15 protein-coding genes are annotated in these 22,623 nt (G+C 34.0%); all 15 read right to left on the bottom strand.

Features of this window, described 5'->3' with window-relative positions; all coding sequences use genetic code 11:
- Positions 1-2: 2 nt before the first annotated feature.
- The 15 genes from HM990_RS16265 to HM990_RS16335 all read right to left on the bottom strand — a co-directional run bounded on the left by HM990_RS16265 (position 3) and on the right by HM990_RS16335 (position 22,620).
- On the bottom strand, positions 3-4,337 hold the full coding sequence (locus tag HM990_RS16265; protein WP_178990413.1) for a CusA/CzcA family heavy metal efflux RND transporter: 4,335 nt from the start codon (positions 4,335-4,337) through the stop codon (positions 3-5).
- Between the two features lie 122 nt (positions 4,338-4,459).
- Positions 4,460-4,855, bottom strand: coding sequence for a hypothetical protein (locus HM990_RS16270; RefSeq protein ID WP_229719290.1), 396 nt, complete (start codon positions 4,853-4,855; stop codon positions 4,460-4,462).
- A gap of 109 nt (positions 4,856-4,964) precedes the next feature.
- Positions 4,965-5,459, bottom strand: a complete 495-nt coding sequence (locus HM990_RS16275) for a heavy-metal-associated domain-containing protein (RefSeq protein ID WP_178990415.1) — start codon at positions 5,457-5,459, stop codon at positions 4,965-4,967.
- A 32-nt stretch (positions 5,460-5,491) separates the two neighbouring features.
- Positions 5,492-7,270, bottom strand: coding sequence for an efflux RND transporter periplasmic adaptor subunit (locus HM990_RS16280; protein WP_178990417.1), 1,779 nt, complete (start codon positions 7,268-7,270; stop codon positions 5,492-5,494).
- On the bottom strand, positions 7,260-7,742 hold the full coding sequence (locus tag HM990_RS16285) for a DUF305 domain-containing protein (RefSeq protein ID WP_178984908.1): 483 nt from the start codon (positions 7,740-7,742) through the stop codon (positions 7,260-7,262). Before HM990_RS16285 ends, HM990_RS16280 begins: the two co-directional genes overlap by 11 nt.
- 26 nt (positions 7,743-7,768) lie before the next feature.
- On the bottom strand, positions 7,769-8,560 hold the full coding sequence (locus tag HM990_RS16290) for a cation transporter (RefSeq protein WP_178990419.1): 792 nt from the start codon (positions 8,558-8,560) through the stop codon (positions 7,769-7,771).
- Positions 8,561-8,564: 4 nt separating this feature from the next.
- Positions 8,565-11,066 (bottom strand): heavy metal translocating P-type ATPase, encoded by a 2,502-nt coding sequence (locus HM990_RS16295; RefSeq protein WP_178990421.1) that lies wholly within the window; start codon positions 11,064-11,066, stop codon positions 8,565-8,567.
- Positions 11,067-11,081: 15 nt separating this feature from the next.
- Positions 11,082-13,349 carry a multicopper oxidase domain-containing protein gene (locus tag HM990_RS16300; protein ID WP_178990423.1) on the bottom strand — a complete coding sequence of 756 codons (2,268 nt, stop codon included), beginning with the start codon at positions 13,347-13,349 and terminating at the stop codon, positions 11,082-11,084.
- Between the two features lie 91 nt (positions 13,350-13,440).
- Positions 13,441-13,827, bottom strand: a complete 387-nt coding sequence (locus tag HM990_RS16305; RefSeq protein WP_178990425.1) for a DUF302 domain-containing protein — start codon at positions 13,825-13,827, stop codon at positions 13,441-13,443.
- A gap of 83 nt (positions 13,828-13,910) precedes the next feature.
- A complete protein-coding gene (locus tag HM990_RS16310; protein ID WP_178990427.1) occupies positions 13,911-15,146 on the bottom strand; it encodes a TolC family protein in 1,236 nt (411 codons plus the stop codon).
- Positions 15,143-18,850 carry an efflux RND transporter permease subunit gene (locus HM990_RS16315; protein ID WP_178990429.1) on the bottom strand — a complete coding sequence of 1,236 codons (3,708 nt, stop codon included), beginning with the start codon at positions 18,848-18,850 and terminating at the stop codon, positions 15,143-15,145. Before HM990_RS16315 ends, HM990_RS16310 begins: the two co-directional genes overlap by 4 nt.
- A 109-nt stretch (positions 18,851-18,959) precedes the next feature.
- Complete coding sequence (locus HM990_RS16320; RefSeq protein WP_229719291.1) at positions 18,960-19,373, bottom strand: HYC_CC_PP family protein; 414 nt, start codon at positions 19,371-19,373, stop codon at positions 18,960-18,962.
- Between the two features lie 109 nt (positions 19,374-19,482).
- A complete protein-coding gene (locus HM990_RS16325) occupies positions 19,483-20,214 on the bottom strand; it encodes a hypothetical protein (RefSeq protein ID WP_178990431.1) in 732 nt (243 codons plus the stop codon).
- 95 nt (positions 20,215-20,309) lie between these two features.
- Positions 20,310-21,227, bottom strand: coding sequence for an Abi family protein (locus HM990_RS16330; RefSeq protein ID WP_178990433.1), 918 nt, complete (start codon positions 21,225-21,227; stop codon positions 20,310-20,312).
- 163 nt (positions 21,228-21,390) lie between these two features.
- A complete protein-coding gene (locus tag HM990_RS16335) occupies positions 21,391-22,620 on the bottom strand; it encodes an ApeA N-terminal domain 1-containing protein (RefSeq protein ID WP_178990435.1) in 1,230 nt (409 codons plus the stop codon).
- Between the last annotated feature and the right edge of the window lie 3 nt (positions 22,621-22,623).

A 22,623-nucleotide genomic window follows, 5' to 3' on the forward strand; every position in this document is an offset into this window, starting at 1 on the left:
TCTTATTGATTAAAATATTGTAATTGAAATGTGCTTTCTAAATAGTTTACTAATGCAGTCTGTGCTTCAAGTTCCGATTGAATGGCCTCTTTTATCAACTGCGTAAATGCAGTATAATCTATTTCGCCTTCTCTGTATGCCAGTAATGCACCTGTTTTTTGCTCTTTTGTTAATGGTAAAACTTGGTCTTTGTAAAACTCCCAAGATGTTTTCCATTTCATATAATGTTCTTTAGCCTGAACAAACCTTGATTGTACTTCCTGTTTTTTGAACGCTACATTGGTTTCTGCTATTTCTTTATCAATTCTGGCACTTCTAACTTGTGCTTTGTTAGAACCTGATAAAAACGGAATGGAAATTCCTGCTTGATACGTGTAAAATCCTGAATTGCCATTTACTTGTTGTAAACCACCTTGAAGATTGAACTTTGGCAAATTATCTGCTTTTGCAGCTTTATATTTGGCTTCCGCTTCATCTACAATGTTCTGCGACATACTGTACAACGGATGGTTTTCAATAGTGAACATTTCCATAGGTATATCCATCGCTACCTCAAATTCATCTGAAACTGTAAAAATTTCTTCTGATACCAACCACAAATTGAATTGCTGTAAGGCAATAAGGTAATCACTATAGGCTTGCGCTTTTTTATTTTGAATTTGAAACGCTTGATTTTTTGCTGCCGAATATTCTAATTTAGAAATAGCTTCGACTTCATAATTTAAAGCTACTGCTTGTTCAAATTTGGAATAAATGGAATCCAGTTCTTTATACAAATCATAGTTTTTTTTCATTTGATAGCATTTTGACCAAGCCTTTTTTACTTCTAATTCTAATTCCAATTCGGAAAGTTGAAAGGCTTTTTGTGCCAATTGAATGCGTTGTTCTTGTAACTTCTTTTTAGAAGCTATACCAAATAAATCAATATTAGATTGACCAATACCAATGGTTGTATAAATGCCATTACCACTATTAATTTCTTCTCCTCCAGTAAAAATTTGTGTTGTTCCAAAATCATAAGCAGTCGCTTTTAATTGCTCTTGCTTTGTAATTTCCAACTGCTTTTGTTTTAATAATGGATAATTACTTTTGGAAAGTTTTATCGCTTCCTGTAATGAAATTTCGGGAATTGTATCGTTTTTCTCTTGTGCATTACTTTGTGCTGAAAAACCAAACAGTAAAAGAAATACTGCTGTTGCTGTAACCAACTTTTTATTTGGTTTAAATGTAAATGATTTGTTTTCTACCCAATGGTATAAAATGGGCAATACGAATAGCGTTAGCAAAGTAGAAGTTAACAAACCACCAATAACAACGGTTGCCAATGGACGTTGTACTTCTGCACCTGCTGATGACGAAATCGCCATTGGCAGAAAGCCTAACACATCTGTAAAAGCAGTTAACATAATAGGTCTGATTCTTCGTTTAGTGCCTTCAACAATTCTGTCTTTTAGGTTGGTTACTCCTTCGTCTTTTAATTCGTTGAGTCCGCTTATCATTACCAATCCATTTAATACCGCAACGCCAAACAATACAATGAAACCAACACCTGCTGAAATACTAAATGGCATATCACGCAACCATAAGGCTACAACACCACCAATGGTTGCCATTGGAATGGCTATGTAAATCATTAAGGTTTGTGGTAAAGATTTTAATGCAAAGTATATCAATATAAATATGAGCAACAATGCAATAGGAACAACGGTTTGTAATCGGTTGCTGGCACGTTCCAGATTTTCAAATGCACCACCATAGCGAATAAAATAACCTGATGGTAATTCCAATTTTGCATCTAATTTTGATTTTATTTCAGTCACCAAAGATTTGACATTACGACCTCTTACATTGATACCTACATATGTTCTTCTATTGGTATTGTCTCTACTGATTTGCATTGGTCCTGCTTTGTAACTTACATCTGCAATTTCACGCAAAGGAATTTGAGCACCTGAAGGTAAATTGATGTATAGATTTTGAACATCTGTAATATCCTTTCGGTTTTGAGAACTTAAACGCACCACTAAATCGAAGCGTTTTTCACCTTCAAAAATCACACCTGCTGTACCACCTGCAAATGCAGATTGTACGGTTTGATTGAGCGTATTTATTTGAAGTCCGTATTGTGCTAATTTGTTTCTGTTGTAATTAATGGTCATTTGTGGCAAACCTGTTGTTGCTTCGGCTTTCATATCACCAATGCCTTCAGTACCTGCAATAATTTTAGATATTTCTTCAGCTTTTTGGGATAGTATGTCAATGTCTTCACCATAGAGTTTTATGGCAATATCTTCACGCACACCTTCAAGCAACTCATTAAAACGCATTTCGATAGGTTGGGTAAATTCATAATTAACACCAGGAACGATTTCAACCGCTTCTTTCATTTTCTCAATCAATTCATCTTTTGTCTCTGCTGTTGTCCATTCGCTTTTAGGTTTCAGTATTACAAATACATCAGCTAAATCCATTGGCATTGGGTCGGTTGGTATTTCGGCAACACCAATACGACTCACAATTTTTTCGACTTCTGGAAATTTGGCTTTTACTATTTGTTCTATTTTGGTAGTAGTTTCAATAGTTTCGGTAAGTGAACTACCTGGTTTTAAAATAGCGTGAAATGCAATATCACCTTCATCGAGTTGCGGGATAAACTCGCCACCCATTCTTGAAAACATAAAAACGGTTATCCCGAACAAGACAACTGCAATCCCGATTATCCATTTTCCTTTTCGCAATGCTCTAACCAATAAAGGTTGGTATTTATCCTCAACCCAATGCACAAATCTATCTCCATAAGATTTTTTATCGTTTTTTGGTGCTCTTAACACCAAAGCAGACATCATTGGTACATACGTTAAACAAAGTACCATTGCACCAATCATAGCAAAAATAAATGTCAACGCCATTGGCTTAAACATCTTTCCTTCTATACCTTGTAAAGCTAAAATGGGTAGAAAAACAATAAGGATAATCAACTGACCGAAGAACGCAGCATTCATCATCTTTTTTGAAGCATTTGACGCCACTTTATCACGTTCTTTTGATGTAAGCTGTTTCTTTTTTAGGACTTGAGATGCAATTAGAAATACTGTACTTTCTACAATAATTACAGCGCCATCAACTATAATTCCGAAATCTATAGCTCCCAAACTCATTAAGTTTACCCAAACATCGAACACGTTCATTAAAATAAAGGCGAATAATAAGGATAATGGTATGGTTGAAGCTACGATTAAACCACCTCGCCAATTACCCAATAAGAAGATAAGGACAAAAATGACTATCAATGCACCTTCAATAAGATTGGTGGTAACTGTAGAAGTTGTTTCTCCAATTAATTTACTTCTGTCTAACAAGGATTCTATAATGACACCTTCTGGTAATGACTTTTCTATTTGAGCCATTCGCTCTTTTACATTGGCGATAACATCATTAGAATTAGCACCTTTTAACATCATTACCAAGCCACCTACGACTTCGCCTTCACCATCTTGTGTTAATGCACCATAACGAATTGCAGAACCAAATTGTACCGTAGCAATATCGCCAATAGTGATAGGAATATTATTAATATTCTTTACTGTGATATTTTTAATATCCTCTAAATTGCGAACCAAGCCTTCTCCACGAATAAAATTGGCTTGATGGCTCTTTTCAATATATGCTCCACCAGTATTTTGATTATTAGCATCGAGTGCATTAAACACATCTGTAATGGTTAAACCAATGGCGTTTAAATCGTTTGGGTCAACCGCTACTTCGTATTGTTTTATTTTACCACCTATGGCGTTCACCTCAACCACACCTTCTACCATTGCCATTTGACGCTGTACAATCCAATCTTGGATTGAGCGTAAATCTGTGATGGTATATTTGTCTTTGTACTCTGGTGCTACTTTTAAAGTGTATTGGTAAATTTCTCCCAACCCTGTTGAAATTGGTCCCATATTAGGTTCGCCAAAACCAGCAGGAATTTGCTCTTTGACTTCGTTTAGTTTTTCAGCTACTAATTGTCGAGGCAGATAGGTTCCCATATCATCATCGAATACAATAGTAACCACAGATAAGCCAAAACGGGAAATTGACCTAATTTCCTGTACATCAGGAAGGTTGCTCATTGCCACCTCGATAGGATAGGTAACAATCTGTTCAATATCTTCTGTACCTAAATTGGGTGCTTGTGTAATAACCTGTACTTGGTTATTGGTAATGTCTGGAACAGCATCGATTGGTACTTTTGTCATACTCCAAATACCTGCTCCAATTATGGTAAGCGTGAGCAAACCAATAATGAATTTGTTATTGATTGAAAAATCAATGATTTTATTAATCATAGAAAATGTATTAATTCAGTTAAACTATTCGATACAATTCTGATATAAGAAATAGAATTACACGAAATGAAAAGAACCCTTTAGGCTCAAAATTGGATATAGTTATCCATTAAAAAACTGAACTATACTTTAGGTGGCTGGAAAAGTGATTCCAAATATCTGGAAGTGAAGTTTACTTTATGTAAATTATATTGTTTTTTCTCTTCAAACTTTAGTCGATTGGTTAAAGCCAAATTATTGTTAGCAATAATTAAAACTAAAGGGTGACAGCATTGATTATGGGAATGGAATGGTGTATTCTCCTTATCTGGGTTGTGATGATGCTCTTTATTTTTAGCATCGCTACCAATGTAGTCTTCAACTACATATTCATAGAAAGAGTCTCCATAAACTTTATGGTCTTGATAATGGGTAATAAGGTTTGAAATTTCTTTAATTGAACCACAAAAGTCCAAATCTATGCTTATCCCTTGAAAAAAGAATAAAATAGACATTGATATGGAAACGAATATTTTCATATAATTTAGACAAATATACAAATTATCAAATGCAATGGTAGTGCAAATAATTTATGCATTTCTAAATAAATAAAAAAGAGCCTTCCGAAAAAGACTCTTTCATTTTTGTTTAATGGTCGTGATTTGAATGGTCATCACTTTCTTCTTCACCAGATTGATTCATCATCATTTCGTGGTCGTATTTACAACAACCTGGTAAACCATCATATGCTTCTTCATCACCTGCTACTTTTTCGGTATCGTAACCTGAAGCTGCGATTGCTTTATGGATTGCCATTGCATCGGTTTTTGTATCATCAAAAGACACATCAATCTTCTTTTTATCGACATCCCAATTAGCACTTGCTACACCTTCAACACCGTTAGCTGCTTTTTCGATAGTGTTTTTACACATTCCGCAATTTCCTCTTACACCAAAAGACAGGTCTGTCATTGCCATATCTTTTGACATTTCAGTAGTTGTGGTTTCTGTTTCTTTTTTGGTTTCGTTTTTACAACTTGTTAAACCTAATGCTGCTATTACAGCTACACTTAAAATTACTTTTTTACTCACGTCGATTGCATTTTTGTTTTTGTGTTCGTGATTTTTCTTTGAAAAATTCATTGTTTAAAATTTAATTGTTATTACTTGATTTTTTATTCTATTACTTGTTTTATTTCACCACAGGTTAGCATGGCGCTGCCAAAGTATGGATTGATTACTTTTTCTTCTTTACTCAACCAATATGCACCATTGTTGTTATCTGCCATTGGGCAAAATTCTACATAGACCTTTTCATTGACACCAAATAGTTGTACAGCATTGATTAGATGTGATGATAAATGTTTAAAATGGTCTCTTTGTGATTTTATATCGGACGTTTCAGAAATTGAAGTTGCAGAAGATTTTATTTCGCCTTCTAATGACATCCAATGGTTATGCGCCTTATTATCTGACAACAATTTCATATCTACTTTATTCAATTTATTTAATAAAGTTGTTGCGTTTGCTGAAGTACTTTTTGAATCTTCTTTTACTAAAGCATCTTTTAAATTGATATACTCATTGAAAACAGCTTTTAACTGCTCTTGAAATTTTATTGATACTTTCAAACGCTCATTCATATTAGTGTGGTCATTTTCTTTGTTAGATGCATTGTTAGCCATACCTAAATGACCTTCGTGACCTGTCATTACTTTACCACCATTTTTATTCATCATAGACTTTTTTCCTTGTAATTGAGCTGCTGCATCAACCGTAAATGTACCGTTAGTCACTATTTCATTTCCAACAAATAAACCTTCTACAACTTCATATTCATTACCAATTTGATTGCCTAATTTAATTTCACGCATTTCAAAAATAGGTTGGTCTGGATTCGTTTTAAGGTACACCACAGAACGTTCACCTGTCCATAACACAGAAGATGCAGGAATTGTTAATACTTCGTCATTTTTAGCTGTACTGCCTTCAATATTTGCGGTTACAAACATCCCTGGTTTAAATACATCGTCCTTATTGCTTAAAACAACACGTAAGGTTACAGTTCTTGTTTTTGTGTTTAAAACTGGGTCAATGAAATCAACTTTACCTTTAAACTCTTTATTAGGATAAGCATTGGTTGTTATTTCCACTTCCTGTCCTTTTTTAAAGCGGTCAATCTGATTTTCATACACATCAAAATTTCCCCAAACTGTGTTGAGATTGGCGATTTTTAATAAGGGTTGACCTTGTTTGATATAATCACCTTGCTCTACCAATTTTTCTGTAACAGTACCCGAAAAGGTTGCATAAACAGGAAAATTTTCTTTCACTTTTCCTGTTTCTTCAATCTGATTGATTTGATTTTCAGAGAGCTTCCATAATTTCAGTTTATTACGGACTGCTTTGTATAAAGCAGGTTGTGATTCTTTTAAAGATGCTGCTGTAATTAATTCTTGTTGTGCTGCATAGAGTTCTGGCGAATAAATGGTTGCCAATAACTGACCTTTACGAACTTCTTCGCCTGTAAAACTCACATTCAAACGTTCAATTCTTCCAGCGAAATAACTTACCTGTACTGCATTGGCTTCTTCGTTTTCAGCAATTTTACCAGATAATTTGATAGTATTGCCTTCAACATTGCCTTTACCAATAATAGATGTTTGAATATTAGCTAAAGCCATTGCGTTTTCAGTCAATTTGAATTGGTCTGCTAATAAACCATCACTTCCACTTTCAGCAGGAATTAAATCCATACCACAAATAGGACAATCGCCTGATTCTGGTTGCATAATTTGTGGATGCATAGAACACGTCCACATTTGATTGGTTTCTGAAATGGCATCGTGATTATGTTCTGTATCTTTTTTTGATGAGCCACCAAAAAGCAACCAACCCAATAACACACCTACTACGAGTATGCCAATATATATGACTATTTTATTATTTTTCATTCTCTAATCGTTTTATCATTGCTTTCATTTCTTCTATTTCTTTACGTTGTGCTTTTATAATGTCTTCTGCTAATTTCTTAACTTCTGGGTCTTGAATATCTGCTCTTTCACTTGTTAAAATAGCGATAGAATGGTGTGGTATCATTGCTTTCATCCAAAGGACATCACCAATAATTGGTGCTTGTGTTCTTACCAACCCTAATGCACCTACAAACAGAATAAAACTACCTGCGAGTATGGCGATATTCTTCTTTTTATCATTATACATTTTTCGCATAAAAAACCACATTATTACTGCCATTGTTGAAATTCCTAAACACGTCATATAGAATCGTGTTAAACTAAACCATACGTGGTCTATGGAATAGGTGTTTAAATACATTGTGATGTACATTGCTACAAATGAGCAAGCCAACATTATAAAGAAGGTTTTGTAATTTCCTTTGTTTGAGTGTTCTTTTGAATTTTCCATATTTTTTGATTTTATAGTTAAACTTTTTACTTACTTAATTTTAATATCCTGAATGCACCTTGTATCACCAATCCAAATACAATGATTCCTATAATTAAATCTGGAATACCAGAATGCAGCCAATTGACTAAAACGCCTGCTGTAATTACGCCAAGATTTATTATAATATCATTAGATGTAAAAATCATACTGGCACGCATATGTGCTTCTTGACTTTTAGATTTTTGTAAGAGGTACAAGCAAATGCCATTTGCAATCAAAGCAAATACTGAAACGATAATCATTGTTGAAAATACAGGTAGCGATTCATAGCCTAAAAACCGACGTATTACCTCAACGATTCCGATAATTGCAAGTGTTATCTGAAAATAGCCTGCATATTTTGCAATACGTTTCTTTTTTAAAACTGTACCACCAACCGCTATTAAACTCAATCCATAAACAAATGAATCTGCCAACATATCTAAACTATCAGCAACTAATCCCATAGATTTTGAAATAATACCTGTACTCATTTCAATAATAAAAAATGCAAAATTGATGATTAGAACTGTCCACAACAGTTTGGATTGACTCCTTGTAGATTCAGTAATAATTGTGGCTGTATCTTCTGAACTGATTAAACTTTCATTTAATTTTAATTCATTTAAGGCATTACCAATTTCATTTACATTTGAATTATGATATAGTGTTAAGATTCTTTCTTCTAAATTAAAATCAAGTTGTTTGATACCATCTATATCAGATAGCTTCATCTTAATTAGATTTTCTTCAGAAGGACAATCCATTTTTGATATTTTGAAAACTGTTTTCTGCATATAATTAAATGTTTTTTGTTCTTAATCGTAATGCGTTACCTATTACCGAAACAGAGCTAAAACTCATTGCTAAAGCTGCTATCATTGGCGAGAGTAGTATTCCGAAGAATGGAAACAACACACCTGCTGCAATAGGTACACCTAAAGTGTTGTAGATAAGTGCAAAAAATAGGTTTTGCTTAATGTTCTTCATTACAGCATTACTTAAATTTTTTGCTTTTACAATACCGTGTAAATCGCCTTTTACTAAAGTTATCATAGCACTTTCTATCGCTACATCTGTTCCTGTTCCCATTGCTATACCTACATCACTTTTTGCCAATGCTGGTGCATCATTAATTCCATCACCTGCCATAGCAACTACTTTTCCGTTTTTTTGTAATTTCTCAACTTCTTTGAGTTTGTCCTCTGGTAACATACTGGCTTTAAAATCTGCCAGATTCAATTCTGATGCTACTGCTTGTGCTGTATCGTGATTATCGCCTGTAAGCATTATCACATCAATGCCTTTATCTTGAAGTGCTTTAATGGCTTTAGCACTTGTTTCTTTTATCTTATCTCCTATAACTACATACCCAACAACGGTTTCATCTATTGACAAATAAGAAACTGTTTTGCCTTGTTTTTGGTAAGATTTAGCTTCGTCTATCATTTTAGAAGTAATGTCCGCTTTAGCATATTCCATCATTTTAGGATTACCTAATGCTACTTTTTTATCTTTTATGGTCGCTTCAACACCTTTTCCTGTGACTGCACTAAAATCTTCGGACTTTAAAATTTCTGCGTTGTGTTCTGTGCCATATTTAACTGTCGCTTCTGCCAAAGGATGTTCGCTATTGGTATTTAATGACACGATGTACTGTAACACTTCTTTTTCGCTTAAAGCATCATTAAAAGCACCAACGGTTTCAACTGTTGGTTTTCCTTCGGTAATTGTTCCTGTCTTGTCAACGATAAGCGTATTTACCTTATCCATTTTTTCAAGAGCTTCAGCATTTTTAATCAATACACCATTTTGAGCACCTTTACCCACACCAACCATTACAGACATTGGCGTTGCCAAACCTAAAGCACAAGGACACGCAATGATTAGTACTGCAATTGCATTGACAAACGCATACACATAAACTGGTTCTGGTCCCCAAATAGACCATACAATAAATGTGATAATAGAAATAAGAACTACAACTGGCACAAAATAGCCTGAAACTTTATCTGCTAAATTTTGAATAGGTGCACGACTTCTGCTGGCATCATTAACCATATGAATGATTTGTGATAAAAGCGTGTCACTTCCTACTTTTTCAGCTTTCATTAAAAAGGTTTTATTCCCATTAATTGTTCCGCTACTTACTTTATCTTCTTGAGATTTGTTTACAGGAATAGGTTCTCCTGTAATCATAGATTCGTCAATGGTTGTTTCACCTTCGATTATCACACCATCAACAGGAATTTTATCGCCTGGTTTTACTTTGAGAATATCGTTGAGTTCTATCTCGTCAATGCTGACTTCAATTTCTTCACCATCTACTATTTTTATGGCTTTATTAGGTGCTAACTTTAATAACTCTTTTACTGCCGAATTGGTTTTACTATGCGCACGAGCTTCTAACAATTGACCTAAAAGCACCAATGTTAGAATTACCGTTGCTGCTTCAAAATAGACGTGAACTGCGCCTAATTCAGTTTTAAATTGTTCAGGAAATACATCTGGAAACAACATCCCAAATACACTAAATAACCAAGCCACACCTGCACCAATTCCAATGAGTGTAAACATATTGAGATTCCACGTTTTTATGCTTCTATAAGCACGCTCAAAGAACATCCACGTAGCGTAAAAGACAACTGGAATGGATAATGCAAATTGAATCCAGTTCCAATTTTTCTGTTCCATTATATCATACAATGGATTGTTATTAAGCATTTCGCTCATAGCAATTAAGAAAATGGGTAATGTGAATACAGATGCTATCCAAAATTTCTTTAATAGCTTCTTATATGTTTTTTCTTCTGCTGAACTATCTGCTTCCATTGGCACTAAATCCATCCCACAAATAGGACACGAACCTGCTTCGTCTTTGACAATTTCTGGATGCATAGGACACGTCCATTGTTCCTTTGAAGTTGCTGATAGATTTTGTTCTTCCACCAAATCCATTCCGCAAACAGGACAATCGCCTGGTTCATCATAAGTTTTATCGCCTTCGCAATGCATAGGACAATAAAATGTGCCTGTACCTTTTCCTTTGGGTTGCTCTTTCTTTTTATCATTTGAATGTTGATGCTGTTCACCTTGTTTATGAATACTGTATCTATCACCATCCTTTTTTAAAGCTTCTTGAAACTTTTCTATAGGAATATGCGATTCCATTTCGATGATAGCTTCTGCCTTATCTAAATCGACTGTTGCTTTTAAAACACTTTCTATTTTAGAGAGCGTTTCTTCAACGTGACTGCGACAACCGTTACAAGTCATTCCGTGTATATCATATGTGTGTTTCATTGTTTTAATTTTTATTTAAAATCTAATTGAAAGTCCACCACCCCAACCATATCGGTTGTTATAATTCCCTTGAATTGAAAAATTTCGAGATAAGATGTACGACGCTCCAACTAACCATTGAGTTTCACCTTCATAAGATTTGTCATTTTCTAACTCATTGACCCATCCAAAATCTGCTCTGTACTCGTATTCTCCTTCCAAGAAAATTCTTGGAAAAATCAATAATTCCCTGTCCAGACGTATTCTTGGGCGCAATTGATGGTCCATACTCACATCTACATTAAATCTATAGGGTGTAAAATATTTTATACCAATCAACCCTACAGTATTAAGCTCATCATACGAATTTGGAATTTCGGTTTCAGTATTTACACCTACATATAAACGCACCCAATCATTTAGGTATCTATTGTAACTAACTTCAGCTTCAAGATTTTTATAATAATCCAACTCGGCTCTTAAACCAAATTCATTTCTGATATTACTTGTGGTTAAAAAAAGTTCATTGAAGTTTGAACCTGTTCGAGCCATTCCCCAAGAATAATAATGGTCTGTCTCGTCAATTAGTTTTTGTACTGGATAAGGCTTCATCCTTTCATCTCGCGGTGTATCATAGCTAAATACTCTTGCCATACCACCCATCATGTGATACAATACGTGACAATGAAAGAACCAGTCACCATATTCTTCGTTATAAAATTCGATGACCACTTTTTGCATTGGTGGCACGTTAACCGTGTGCTTTAATGGCGAACGCTCTCCATTTTCATTAATCACTCTAAAATAATGACCGTGCAAGTGCATTGGGTGATGCATCATTGTCAGATTATTTAAGGTGATTCTTGTAACCTCATCACTTTTAATTTTAATCTTGTCTGTTTCGGACAATGGTGTACCATTCATACTCCAAACATAGCGTTGCATATTACCAGTTAGATTAAGTAGAATTTCATTTACTGGCGCATCTGTCTTAAAAGTGGTGTTTTCCTTTGCCTTTAAAAAATCATAATTGAAATAAGTTTTACGTGTATCATAATTAAACGAACTGGTGTCCTTTTGCATCATAGACATCTTATGATTCATTGGCATCACATCCTTTTTCATTTCATTCTTCACCTTCATCTGTCCGTCTTTCATATTCATCTTCATTCCATATTTCTGCATTAGGACTTCTGGTGTGTTTCTGTTTTTATTTCCTACTAAAGCAGGTGCACCCATATTCATATCCATTTTTGACATTTGCTTCATCATAGCCACTTTATCTGGCCTGTCTATTACAGTTGCTGGATACAATTTTCCGCTACCCAAGTTAATGGACGTATTACCAGAACCATCTTGTGCTGTTGCGGTTATTTCCAATGTACCTTCTGGAATGGTCACAATCACATCATAGGTTTCGGCAATTGCAAAAAGAAATCGGTTTTTATATTCTGGTGTTACATCCACACCATCACTCGCAACAATCATCGGGTTACCACCACCAAAATCCACCCAATAATAAGATGAAGCAGATGCATTGATAAAACGTAGTCGTACTTTTTCACCTGTTTTAAACTTCGGATATTCTGCAACTTTTTTACCATTGGCTAAAAACGCAGGATAGTAGATGTCTGCAATATCTGCACCTTCCATTCTATCGCGCCAAAATTTGAATTGTGCGCCTAATGCACCTTCTTTAATAACTCTGCTTAATGGTACTGCTGTCCCTTTTTTAACCTGATACCATTCGTTTCCTCGTTTAAGGTTTCGCAGTACATTCATTGGTTCTTCATTTGTCCAATCGGAAAGGACTACGACTAAATCCTTATCATAGTCCAACGTCTTTTCTTTAGGCTGAATTACTATTGAGCCATAAACTCCTTTTTGCTCTTGCAACATCGTGTGGGAATGATACCAATATGTACCAGATTGGTTGATAGGTATTCTATATTGAAATGTAGTATTTGGTTTTATAGGTGGTGTTGTCAAATAAGGAACACCATCATAAAAATTAGGAAGTATTAAACCGTGCCAATGTACAGATGTTTCTTCATCCATTTTATTGGTTACATTAATAATAGCGAGGTCACCTTCATTAAATTCTAATGTAGGACCTGGAATCCCACCATTAATTGTCATTCCGTTTGCGGTTACACCTGCAAGGGTTATTTCATTTTCTTCTAAAGTAAGGTTATACTCTTTTATGTTTCGACCTTCTTCCTTTCTATCTTCACCATTTGTACCAACTTGGGCGAATGTAATTGAAGTTAAGAATAATAGAAGTATTGTGTTAAATGTTTTCATAGTTTTAAAAAGTTGTCCATTAATTGTTTTTATTTTAGACCTAATAGATTATAAAGACATCTATTAGATTTATATAAATCAGCAAATCTTTTTAAAGCTTTTCTATAACGGTTTTTAGCTTTTCTGTAATTTCTTCAGCTATTGTTTTTAATTCAACGTTGTCTACCGCCTGCATTGATGCCATGGGATTTACAGCTGAAACTTCTATTTCACCAGTATCTAATTCTTGTACAATTACGTTGCATGGCAACATGGTGCCTATTTTATTTTCAGCCAATAAAGCTTTATGTGCATAAGGTGGATTGCAGGCACCCAAAATTTTATAGTTATTGAAATCAACATCCAGCTTTTTATTTAAAGTTGCTTTGATATCAATTTCAGTCAATACACCGAAGCCTTCTGCTTTTAGGGCTTCCGTTACTTTTTCTATACTTTCGTTAAAATCACCTTTTATGGTGGTATTAAAATAATAGTCCATAATGTTTATGTTTTTATGTGTTAAATGTTAATAATCAATTTAATAGTTATTTCATTTCTTTTTTAACCAAAATCAACTGAATATTAACGGATTAAATAATTGATAATCGTTGTCTGCACATAGTAGGTCTTTACAGATTCTATTTGGTTCATTTGAAACTTTAGCTGCAACTCTTGAATATCCAAAACATCATTAAAATCAATCGTTCCTGTTTCATAGCTTTTGATTAAAATGTCTTCTGCATCTTTAGCTTGCTGTAGGTTTTTTGTTTGGGTAGCATAACTTATTCTTGCAGAAATGCGTTCGTTATTCGCTTTGTCTAAAAGTGTTTCCAATGCATTTAAACGTTCCTGTTTTTGAGCTGTTATTTCTTGCTGTTGCAAATCATTTTGTTTGGTTTGCGATTTATATTTTTTATTGAAAATTGGGATAGATACCGAAACCATTGGCATTACAATATCCTTTCCGTTATCGCTGAAATCCATATTTGGTCTTTGAGCAACATTGATATAATCTAATCCAAAACCAATCATTGGACTGCTTTCTTTTTGATTTAATAATTCTGATTGCTCTATGGATTGATAGAGTTTATCATATTTCAGTAATTCAGGATGTAATGCTAAATTTTCAGAAGTAATATCAAAGTCTTCAGAAGGTATCATTAAACTATCTACCACATTCACGGTAACATCATTATCTCTATTCAATAGATTATTGAAGTTAGTTTGTTCTGCTAAAAATTGTTGTTGCAATACGTCTTTTAATTGTTGCATTTCATTTTGGCGCATTTGTAAACGTAATACATCTACTGCGGATGCTTTACCAACCTCAACAGAAGTTAATGCCAACGTCTCATAAGTTTCTAATAGTTTGATGTTTTCTGTTAAGACCTCTTGCTTTGCTTTATTGGCGTATAGATTATAATAGGATTGTGATACCGAAGCAATTAGTTTTCGCTTTGCGATAACAATGTCCTCGTATTTAGCATCTGCCAATGAACTCACATAGTCTTCTCTCGATGTAATGGTTCCGAACCACGGTAACATTTGTTTAGCAGATACTTTAAAGCGTTGTGCACCTGTTCTGGTTTCCGGTTCACTTACAAAGTAACCAACACCAAATTCGGTATTAGGAATAGTATTGACTTCGTTTACCTTTTCGGAAGCTCTTTTGTATTGTAACTCAAACTTTTGAATTTCTGGGTTGTTCGCTACTGCTTCATTGATTAACGTTTCTAATTGCTGTGCATTTGCAAAGAGACTCAAGAATAACGAACAAAGAATAAAGACTGTTTTTATGTGTGATTTTATCTGTTTCATTTTACAGTTCTTTTAAGTTGAAATTCGGCTTTCCAGCTATATAATACTGGAACTACAAATAAGGTTATTAAGGCTATAAGCATTCCACCAAAACTTGGTATTGCCATAGGTATCATTATATCACTTCCTCGTCCTGTAGAGGTTAATACTGGTAATAATGCCAAAATTGTAGTAGCTGTAGTCATTAAACAGGGTCTGATACGTTTTTCTCCTGCTTCCACTATGGATGCTCTAATTTCCTTTTTATTCTCTGGTGTATTTCTATCAAAAGTTTGCGTTAAATAGGTTGCCATTACTACACCATCATCTGTTGCAATACCGAAGAGCGCAATAAATCCAACCCAAACTGCTACACTTAAATTAATAGGATGCATCTGGAATAAGTCTCGCATATTTTCGCCAAAGAAATTGAAGTTTAAAAACCAACCTTGACCATAGAGCCAAATCATTATAAAACCACCTGCAAACGCTACTGCGATTCCTGTGAATACCATTAGTGATGTCCCTACAGAACGGAATTGGAAATACAGAATTAAAAAGATGATGACCAATGCTAACGGTACAACAACCGACAAGGTTTTTTCTGCTCGTAACTGATTTTCATACGTTCCTGTGAATGCATAGTTGATTCCTTTTGGAACTATCAATTCACCAGAATCTATCTTTTCTTGAATCAATGCTTGTGCATTTTCTACGACATTGACTTCTGCAAAACCATCTAATTTATCAAATAAGACATAGCCAACTAAAAAGGTGTCCTCACTTTTAATGACTTGTGGACCTTGTTCGTATCTTATAGTTGCCAATTCGCTTAATGGCACAGGACTACCTTTTTCAACTGGAACGTAAATCTGTTGTAAGTCTGTTGGGTTTGCTCGTAATTCTCTTGGGTATCGTACTCGTACACCATATCGCTCACGACCTTCTACCGTTTGCGTTAATACCATACCGCCAACTGCTACTTTTAATACATCTTGAACATCTTGTATCGAAATGCCATAACGTGCAATTTTCTCTCTATCAATATCAATTAACAAATAGGGTTTACCAACAATACGGTCTGCAAAAACAGCTTCTTTTTTAACACCTTCAGCTTCCTTGATGATGTTTTCTAATTGCACTCCAAACGCTTCTATTTGCTTTAAGTCTTGACCTTTAACTTTAATTCCCATTGGTGCTCGCATTCCTGTTTGAAGCATTACTAATCGGGTTTCAATAGGTTGTAGTTTTGGTGCAGATGTAACACCTGGTAACTTTGTAACTCTTACGATTTCATTCCAAATATCGTCTGGTGACTGTATTTCTGGTCGCCAATTACGATAGTACTCGCCATCATCATCTTCAATTAATTGAGACCTTTTTATAATGCTAAAAATGACGTTTTCGGAATTATTAGGATTAGAAACCAAACGACCACCCTTCAATTCAAAGAAGCCATCATCATTTACTTTGTAGCGTTGGCGTACTCCGTTTTCATTCAGCATATATTCTGGTTTGTACTGAATCATATTCTCGTACATTGATAGTGGTGCTGGGTCTAAAGCTGATTCTGTACGACCTGCTTTACCAACTACGGTTTCAATCTCTGGAATACTGGCGACAGCCATATCCAATTGTTGTAAAACCCTTTTATTTTCTTCTATACCAGAATGAGGCATCGAGGTTGGCATTAGTAAAAATGAGCCTTCATTTAATGATGGCATAAACTCTTTACCTGTGTTTTTCATAATGAAAAAACCTGCAATCACAATTGCTGTTGGAATAGACAAAAAGAGCAACTTATTATCTAAACACCACTTTAAAATGCGTGTGTAATATTTGATGAATAATGAGAAAACACCCAATAAACCAAAGCAAATAACACTAACAAAAATGAGATTCCAGAAAATGCTTTTATCAACGCCTAATGGTCTCCAATATTCGGCTAACAAGAACACAATAGCTGATACCGAAATAATGATATTGATAAGATTAGCTTGCTTGTCTGTTATCTTACTTTGAAGATTGAGAAATGCTGTAATCCCAAACGCTATCAAAATTAATCCTAACCAATATCCATAGACTATGGCTACGATTCCCAATGCTATTAAAACACCATTTAAAACATATTTAAAAGTGTTTTTGATGTTTTTCTTTCTGAATAAAAATGCAGCAAACGGTGGAATTAAAAACAACGCTACGATTATAGAAGCTGTTAGTGCAAAAGTTTTTGTGAAGGCTAATGGTCTGAATAGTTTTCCTTCCGCTCCAATCATTGTAAATACAGGAATGAAACTGATAATCGTAGTCATTACTGCGGTTACGATTGCACCAGACACTTCAGCTGTTGCTTTATAAACTACCGTATTAATGGATTGAGTTCCATCATCTTCATCTAAATGCCGAATGATATTTTCTGATAGTATGACACCAACATCGACCATTGTACCGATAGCAATAGCAATACCTGATAAAGCGACAATGTTGGCATCTACACCAAAGAGTTTCATTGCAATAAATACCATTAAAACTGCAACAGGTAATAGTCCAGAAATTAATACGGAAGCTCGTAGATTAAACACCATAATAATTATTACTAAAATGGTAATCAATATTTCAAGAGTTAAGGCTTCGTTAAGTGTGCCTAAAGTTTCTTGTATCAATTCTGTTCTGTCATAAAAAGGCACTATGGTTACTTGTGATGTTCTACCATCCGCTAATACTTTCGAAGGTAATCCTGCGCTTAACTCGTTAATTTTTTCCTTTACGTTATTAATGACTTCCATTGGATTTGCGCCATAACGAGCCACCACAACAGCACCAACAACCTCTGCACCTTCTTTATCTAATAAACCACGTCTTGTTGCAGGACCTAATGAAACTTCACCAATATCCTTTATCCTAATTGAAGTATAATCTTCTGAAGTGACTACTGCATTTTCGATGTCTGAAATGGATTTCACATAACCCAAACCACGAACTAAATATTCGGCTTGGTTAATTTCCAAAGTCTGTGCACCAATGTCTTTATTGCTTTCCTTAACTGCTTTTACAACGTGATGTAATCCAATATTATACTGACGCATTAGTTCTGGATTCACGTCCACTTGATATTCTTGAACATAGCCACCAATAGAAGCAACCTCTGAAACACCACTTGCAGAGGACAACGCATACTTTACATAGTAATCTTGAATACTGCGTAACTCTTGCAAATCCCAACCACCAGTAACATTTCCATTTTCATCACGACCTTCAAGCGTGTACCAAAATATTTGTCCTAATCCTGTGGCATCGGGACCCAATGCAGGATTAACACCTTCAGGTAATAAACCACTTGGTAAGGAATTAAGTTTTTCGAGAATACGACTTCTACTCCAGTAAAATTCTATGTCTTCTTCAAAAATGATATAGATACTTGAAAAACCGAACATAGAGGAACTACGAATGGTTTTTACACCCGGAATACCGAGTAAAGATGTTGTGAGTGGATAGGTGATTTGGTCTTCTATATCTTGTGGCGAACGACCATCCCATTTAGTAAATACTATTTGTTGGTTTTCACCTATATCTGGTATGGCATCTACAGCAACTGGATTACTTGGTAAGAAACCTGTATCCCAATTGAAAGGTGCGTTGACTGTTCCCCAACCTATAAAGAGAACTAATAATAAAACTGCTACGAGTTTATTTTCTATTAAAAATTTGATGCTTTTATTGAGCATTGGCTTTGATAATTAAACAGTTAGACATTGGTGTTTGGAAAACACCGAATACAGCAAATTATCCTTACGACATTGCAGTCATAGGATAAAAGAGTCTATTGTTTAAAAATCAAATTAAGTATGTCTCGTCAATCTTGTAGAGTTGCCTGACGACGAGTGGCGGTTTGTATTCTTCGTAAGAAGATACCTTATTGTCTAAACCTTCAAAAAGATTAATGTAAGTATAAACAAATGAAGCTATAAATACTTGTTGCTCAAATGTGATTTTGTCAACTTGCAATTGTAATTCGTCTTGACCTTCAATTGCTAATTGTTTATCATCACAACAATTTTTCTTGGTAATAGAACATCCTTCGGTTGAAGGCTTTTCCATTTCCATACCGCAACCTTTGGCTTTATGAAAAATAGCAGTTTCTACTAAAGTATCTCCGCAATAATGCATATTCACAGTAAATGACATTGTAGAGAATAACACTACAAAAGCCATTGCTAAAGACATTATTTTATGGAAAAACTGCTTCATATCCATTGGCAAAGGTATAAAATTTTAACAACTCGTTATTTTGTTTAACAGAAGTTTAGTGGTTAGAAAATTAGATAAATCACCATTTACCCATTTTAGAAGGTATTTTTTATACTTCGCTTAATGGCATTTCTTTACTTCCTATTTTATCTAATAAACTTTCTATATTCTTAATTATCTCTTTAAAAAACTCTGGATTATCAAATACTATTTCAAACCTATTTTCTGAAGACACATATTGTTTTAGAGTAAACCTATTATCACTAAAACTCTTAATATTGTTGAACTTTCTATCGCTATTGTTAACAGTATCGTTGTTTTTAATTATCCCCTTGTGATGTACAACTAAATTACGTACTTGTCTAAAATTATCAATAAAACTCCATTCAGGATTTAGTATCGAAAAATCAACTTTAGCAGACTGCTTTAAAAACTTTTTTACTTTATCAATATCATTGTTACCTTTTAGGTCATCTACTCTATAGTCTGTTTGTTTATAGGATGCGAACCTATCACAGCCACGTTTTAAAACATCTTCAAAAAAAGAATACAGTTGTATGATTTGAGCGTTTCTATAATTTTTGATGTAAACATCATTAAACATAAAAACATTGTCAATAAAGGAATCTTGTATGTGGTCTAAATATTCTTCTGAATATTCTGATTTATCTACCTCTTTGGAATTTTGAAAATTATCATATTCTACCTCAATGTTTTTCAATTCCATTTCAAAATGAGTTTCCATATGATTCATATAATCTTCAATAAGATGGAACTCAAAATGGATAAAGCCAAATCCCATTATAGATGCAAGTGTTTCTTTTCTTCTTAATCTTGACATATCATTCTTTTATAAAAACCATAACGCATCTTTAGCATCATCTGGAACACCATTATTAAATCGTGGTGCTATTTGTGCTACCATTTCTGGGTATTTCATTGCCATAATGGTTCTTTGTCCCAATCTGGCTTCATTCCCAATGCATTAGGGTCTACATTAGGATATTTAACAAATAGGTCATTTAAACGGGTTGTAAATTGGTTGTTAGGTTGTATGGTATTTAATAAATACTTCATTAAACACATATGTACATACAGCTTACTAAACTCGTGCTGTTTTGGTACATTATCTATATCTGTAATCCAAGGATTAGGTGGTTTTGGCAACAGCTTTACCGTACCTGGAAGATTACGATTCCATAGACGTGAGTGATGCGCACAAAAGTTGCGTATTTGTGCAATAGATTGTAACCAACTTGGTAAATAGGTATGGTTAACTGCACCAAATTCTTGTGCAATACTATCTTTAGAATTAACCTTATGTGTTAAATTACCATATAGTTTTGATAAGTTCCCAAAACTTACTTGCTCTAAACTCTTCCAAGATGGTGGAAACCTTAAATCGTCTTTATGTTTTTTAAAATGGTTTTTAATAGTTATGTCCTTGCTTCTTGCTCTGGTGATTTCTTCTTCAATTTTTGCAAGTGTTCGTGTAAATTGTAATCTATCAATAAAAATCTCTGAATTACAGAACCACCAAGGGTCAATTTCGTGTGAAAGATTATAAATGAGTTTGGTTCGTAAACTAATTTCTATTTTTTCAATGACATCAAATAACAATAGGCGTAATTCTGCATCAAAATTATATAAGGCTACGACATCTGTAAATCTACTTTTGGGCTTAAAAATATGTTGCTCCTTATCTGCTTGCATTACATACCAATACTCCCCAAGACGGTAGTAACTTATATTAGCCAAGTATTTTTCTGCCAATGGTACATTAGAGATTTGTAAACCTCTTTTTTGTAATTGAGCAATCTGTTGTTGTATGGTAATTGGCTTTTTGCTAAACATTGAAAGTTGTATTACTGTTTAACAAAAGGAAGGTATATAAAGCAAAAGACACACCCTGGGACGCTGTTCTAATGGGTAGCGTGGTGTGTACTGTTACTGCAAAAGTACAAACTTTATACCATATTTTACTATTTTTTACCATATTTTTTGGTTTTGTAGTCACTTATGAGTTATCTAAAACATCTTTATTTAAAAGTTTATTGACTGATTGCATATCTTGATAAGTAGATTTTGCTCTTAACATTATCTTATCTATAACTTCTGCTGAAACATCCATTTTGCGCATTAATCCAATACCAACTATATAATCCAATAAAAAGGAAATGTATAGCAACTCAAATTGAGAAAAAATGTTATTCTTAATCTTATTTCGATGAGTTAGATAATCCCTATGTCTCACAATTTTAGAAACATATCCTTTGATTTCATTTTCAGGAATTGAAGTAATTCTATGAATTAACTCTTTATGCTCTAATAAATACTTTTCTACAGTTGGATTTTTATATGTTTTACCGAATTTAAAACTATAGGCTTCAAAAGCAGAGTATGAATTTGTAAATCTTCTACTATGACTTGTTTTAACAGATAGTAAATTTTCAATAATTATATCTGCACAATACGTAATATCTGGATTCGTAAACCAATGATTAATTATTTTAGATAAATCTTCATTAATTGTATCATAATCGAGTGTAATAAAACCTGAAATATTCTCCTTATTAAAATCATCCTTATAATATAATGAAGCCCACTTACCACAACTTAAACATTTAAAATTAAAGGACTTAAACTGAACAGATTTACCATAAATGAAATGAAATAATTTTTGGAATGAATTGTAAAGCTCTATGCTTTCCAGAATACTCAAATTCTTTCCTAACTTGAAATCTACATAGCCTACGTTATCCATTCTTAAAAAGTCGTGATTGGAAGTGTATGTAGTAGATTTTGTTATTGTTAGCGTTAAGTCTTCTGAAATAACTGTTTGGTGTTTTATGTCCTCTTGTTTTTCAACCTTATCTTCGATTGAATTATACCAGTTCATTTTTCTTACCCATTTGACAATTGCTGCATTATCGATTTGAAACTCATTTGTCTTGAGGTTTATAGGGTCTATTAGATGATAGGCACAAACAAAAGTGTATTTAGGTCTATAAACTTTAGTTTCAACAATGCCAGTACTACTGTGCTGAATATTACAGTTAACAAAGGTTACATAGCCCAAACCTGTGAACATACCATAAATCACGTCTATTTGATAAGCTGTATATTTTTCGGTGAGGTTTGTAGTAATAAATATTTTATCATCTATCAATTCAAGAACACAGAAGCATTTAGTATCCTCTGAATCCTTAAACCATACTTCACCGAAATATTTATTTTCCTTAAACATAAC

It is taken from the genome of Winogradskyella schleiferi (assembly GCF_013394655.1).
GTDB classification, from domain to species: Bacteria; Bacteroidota; Bacteroidia; order Flavobacteriales; family Flavobacteriaceae; genus Winogradskyella; species Winogradskyella schleiferi.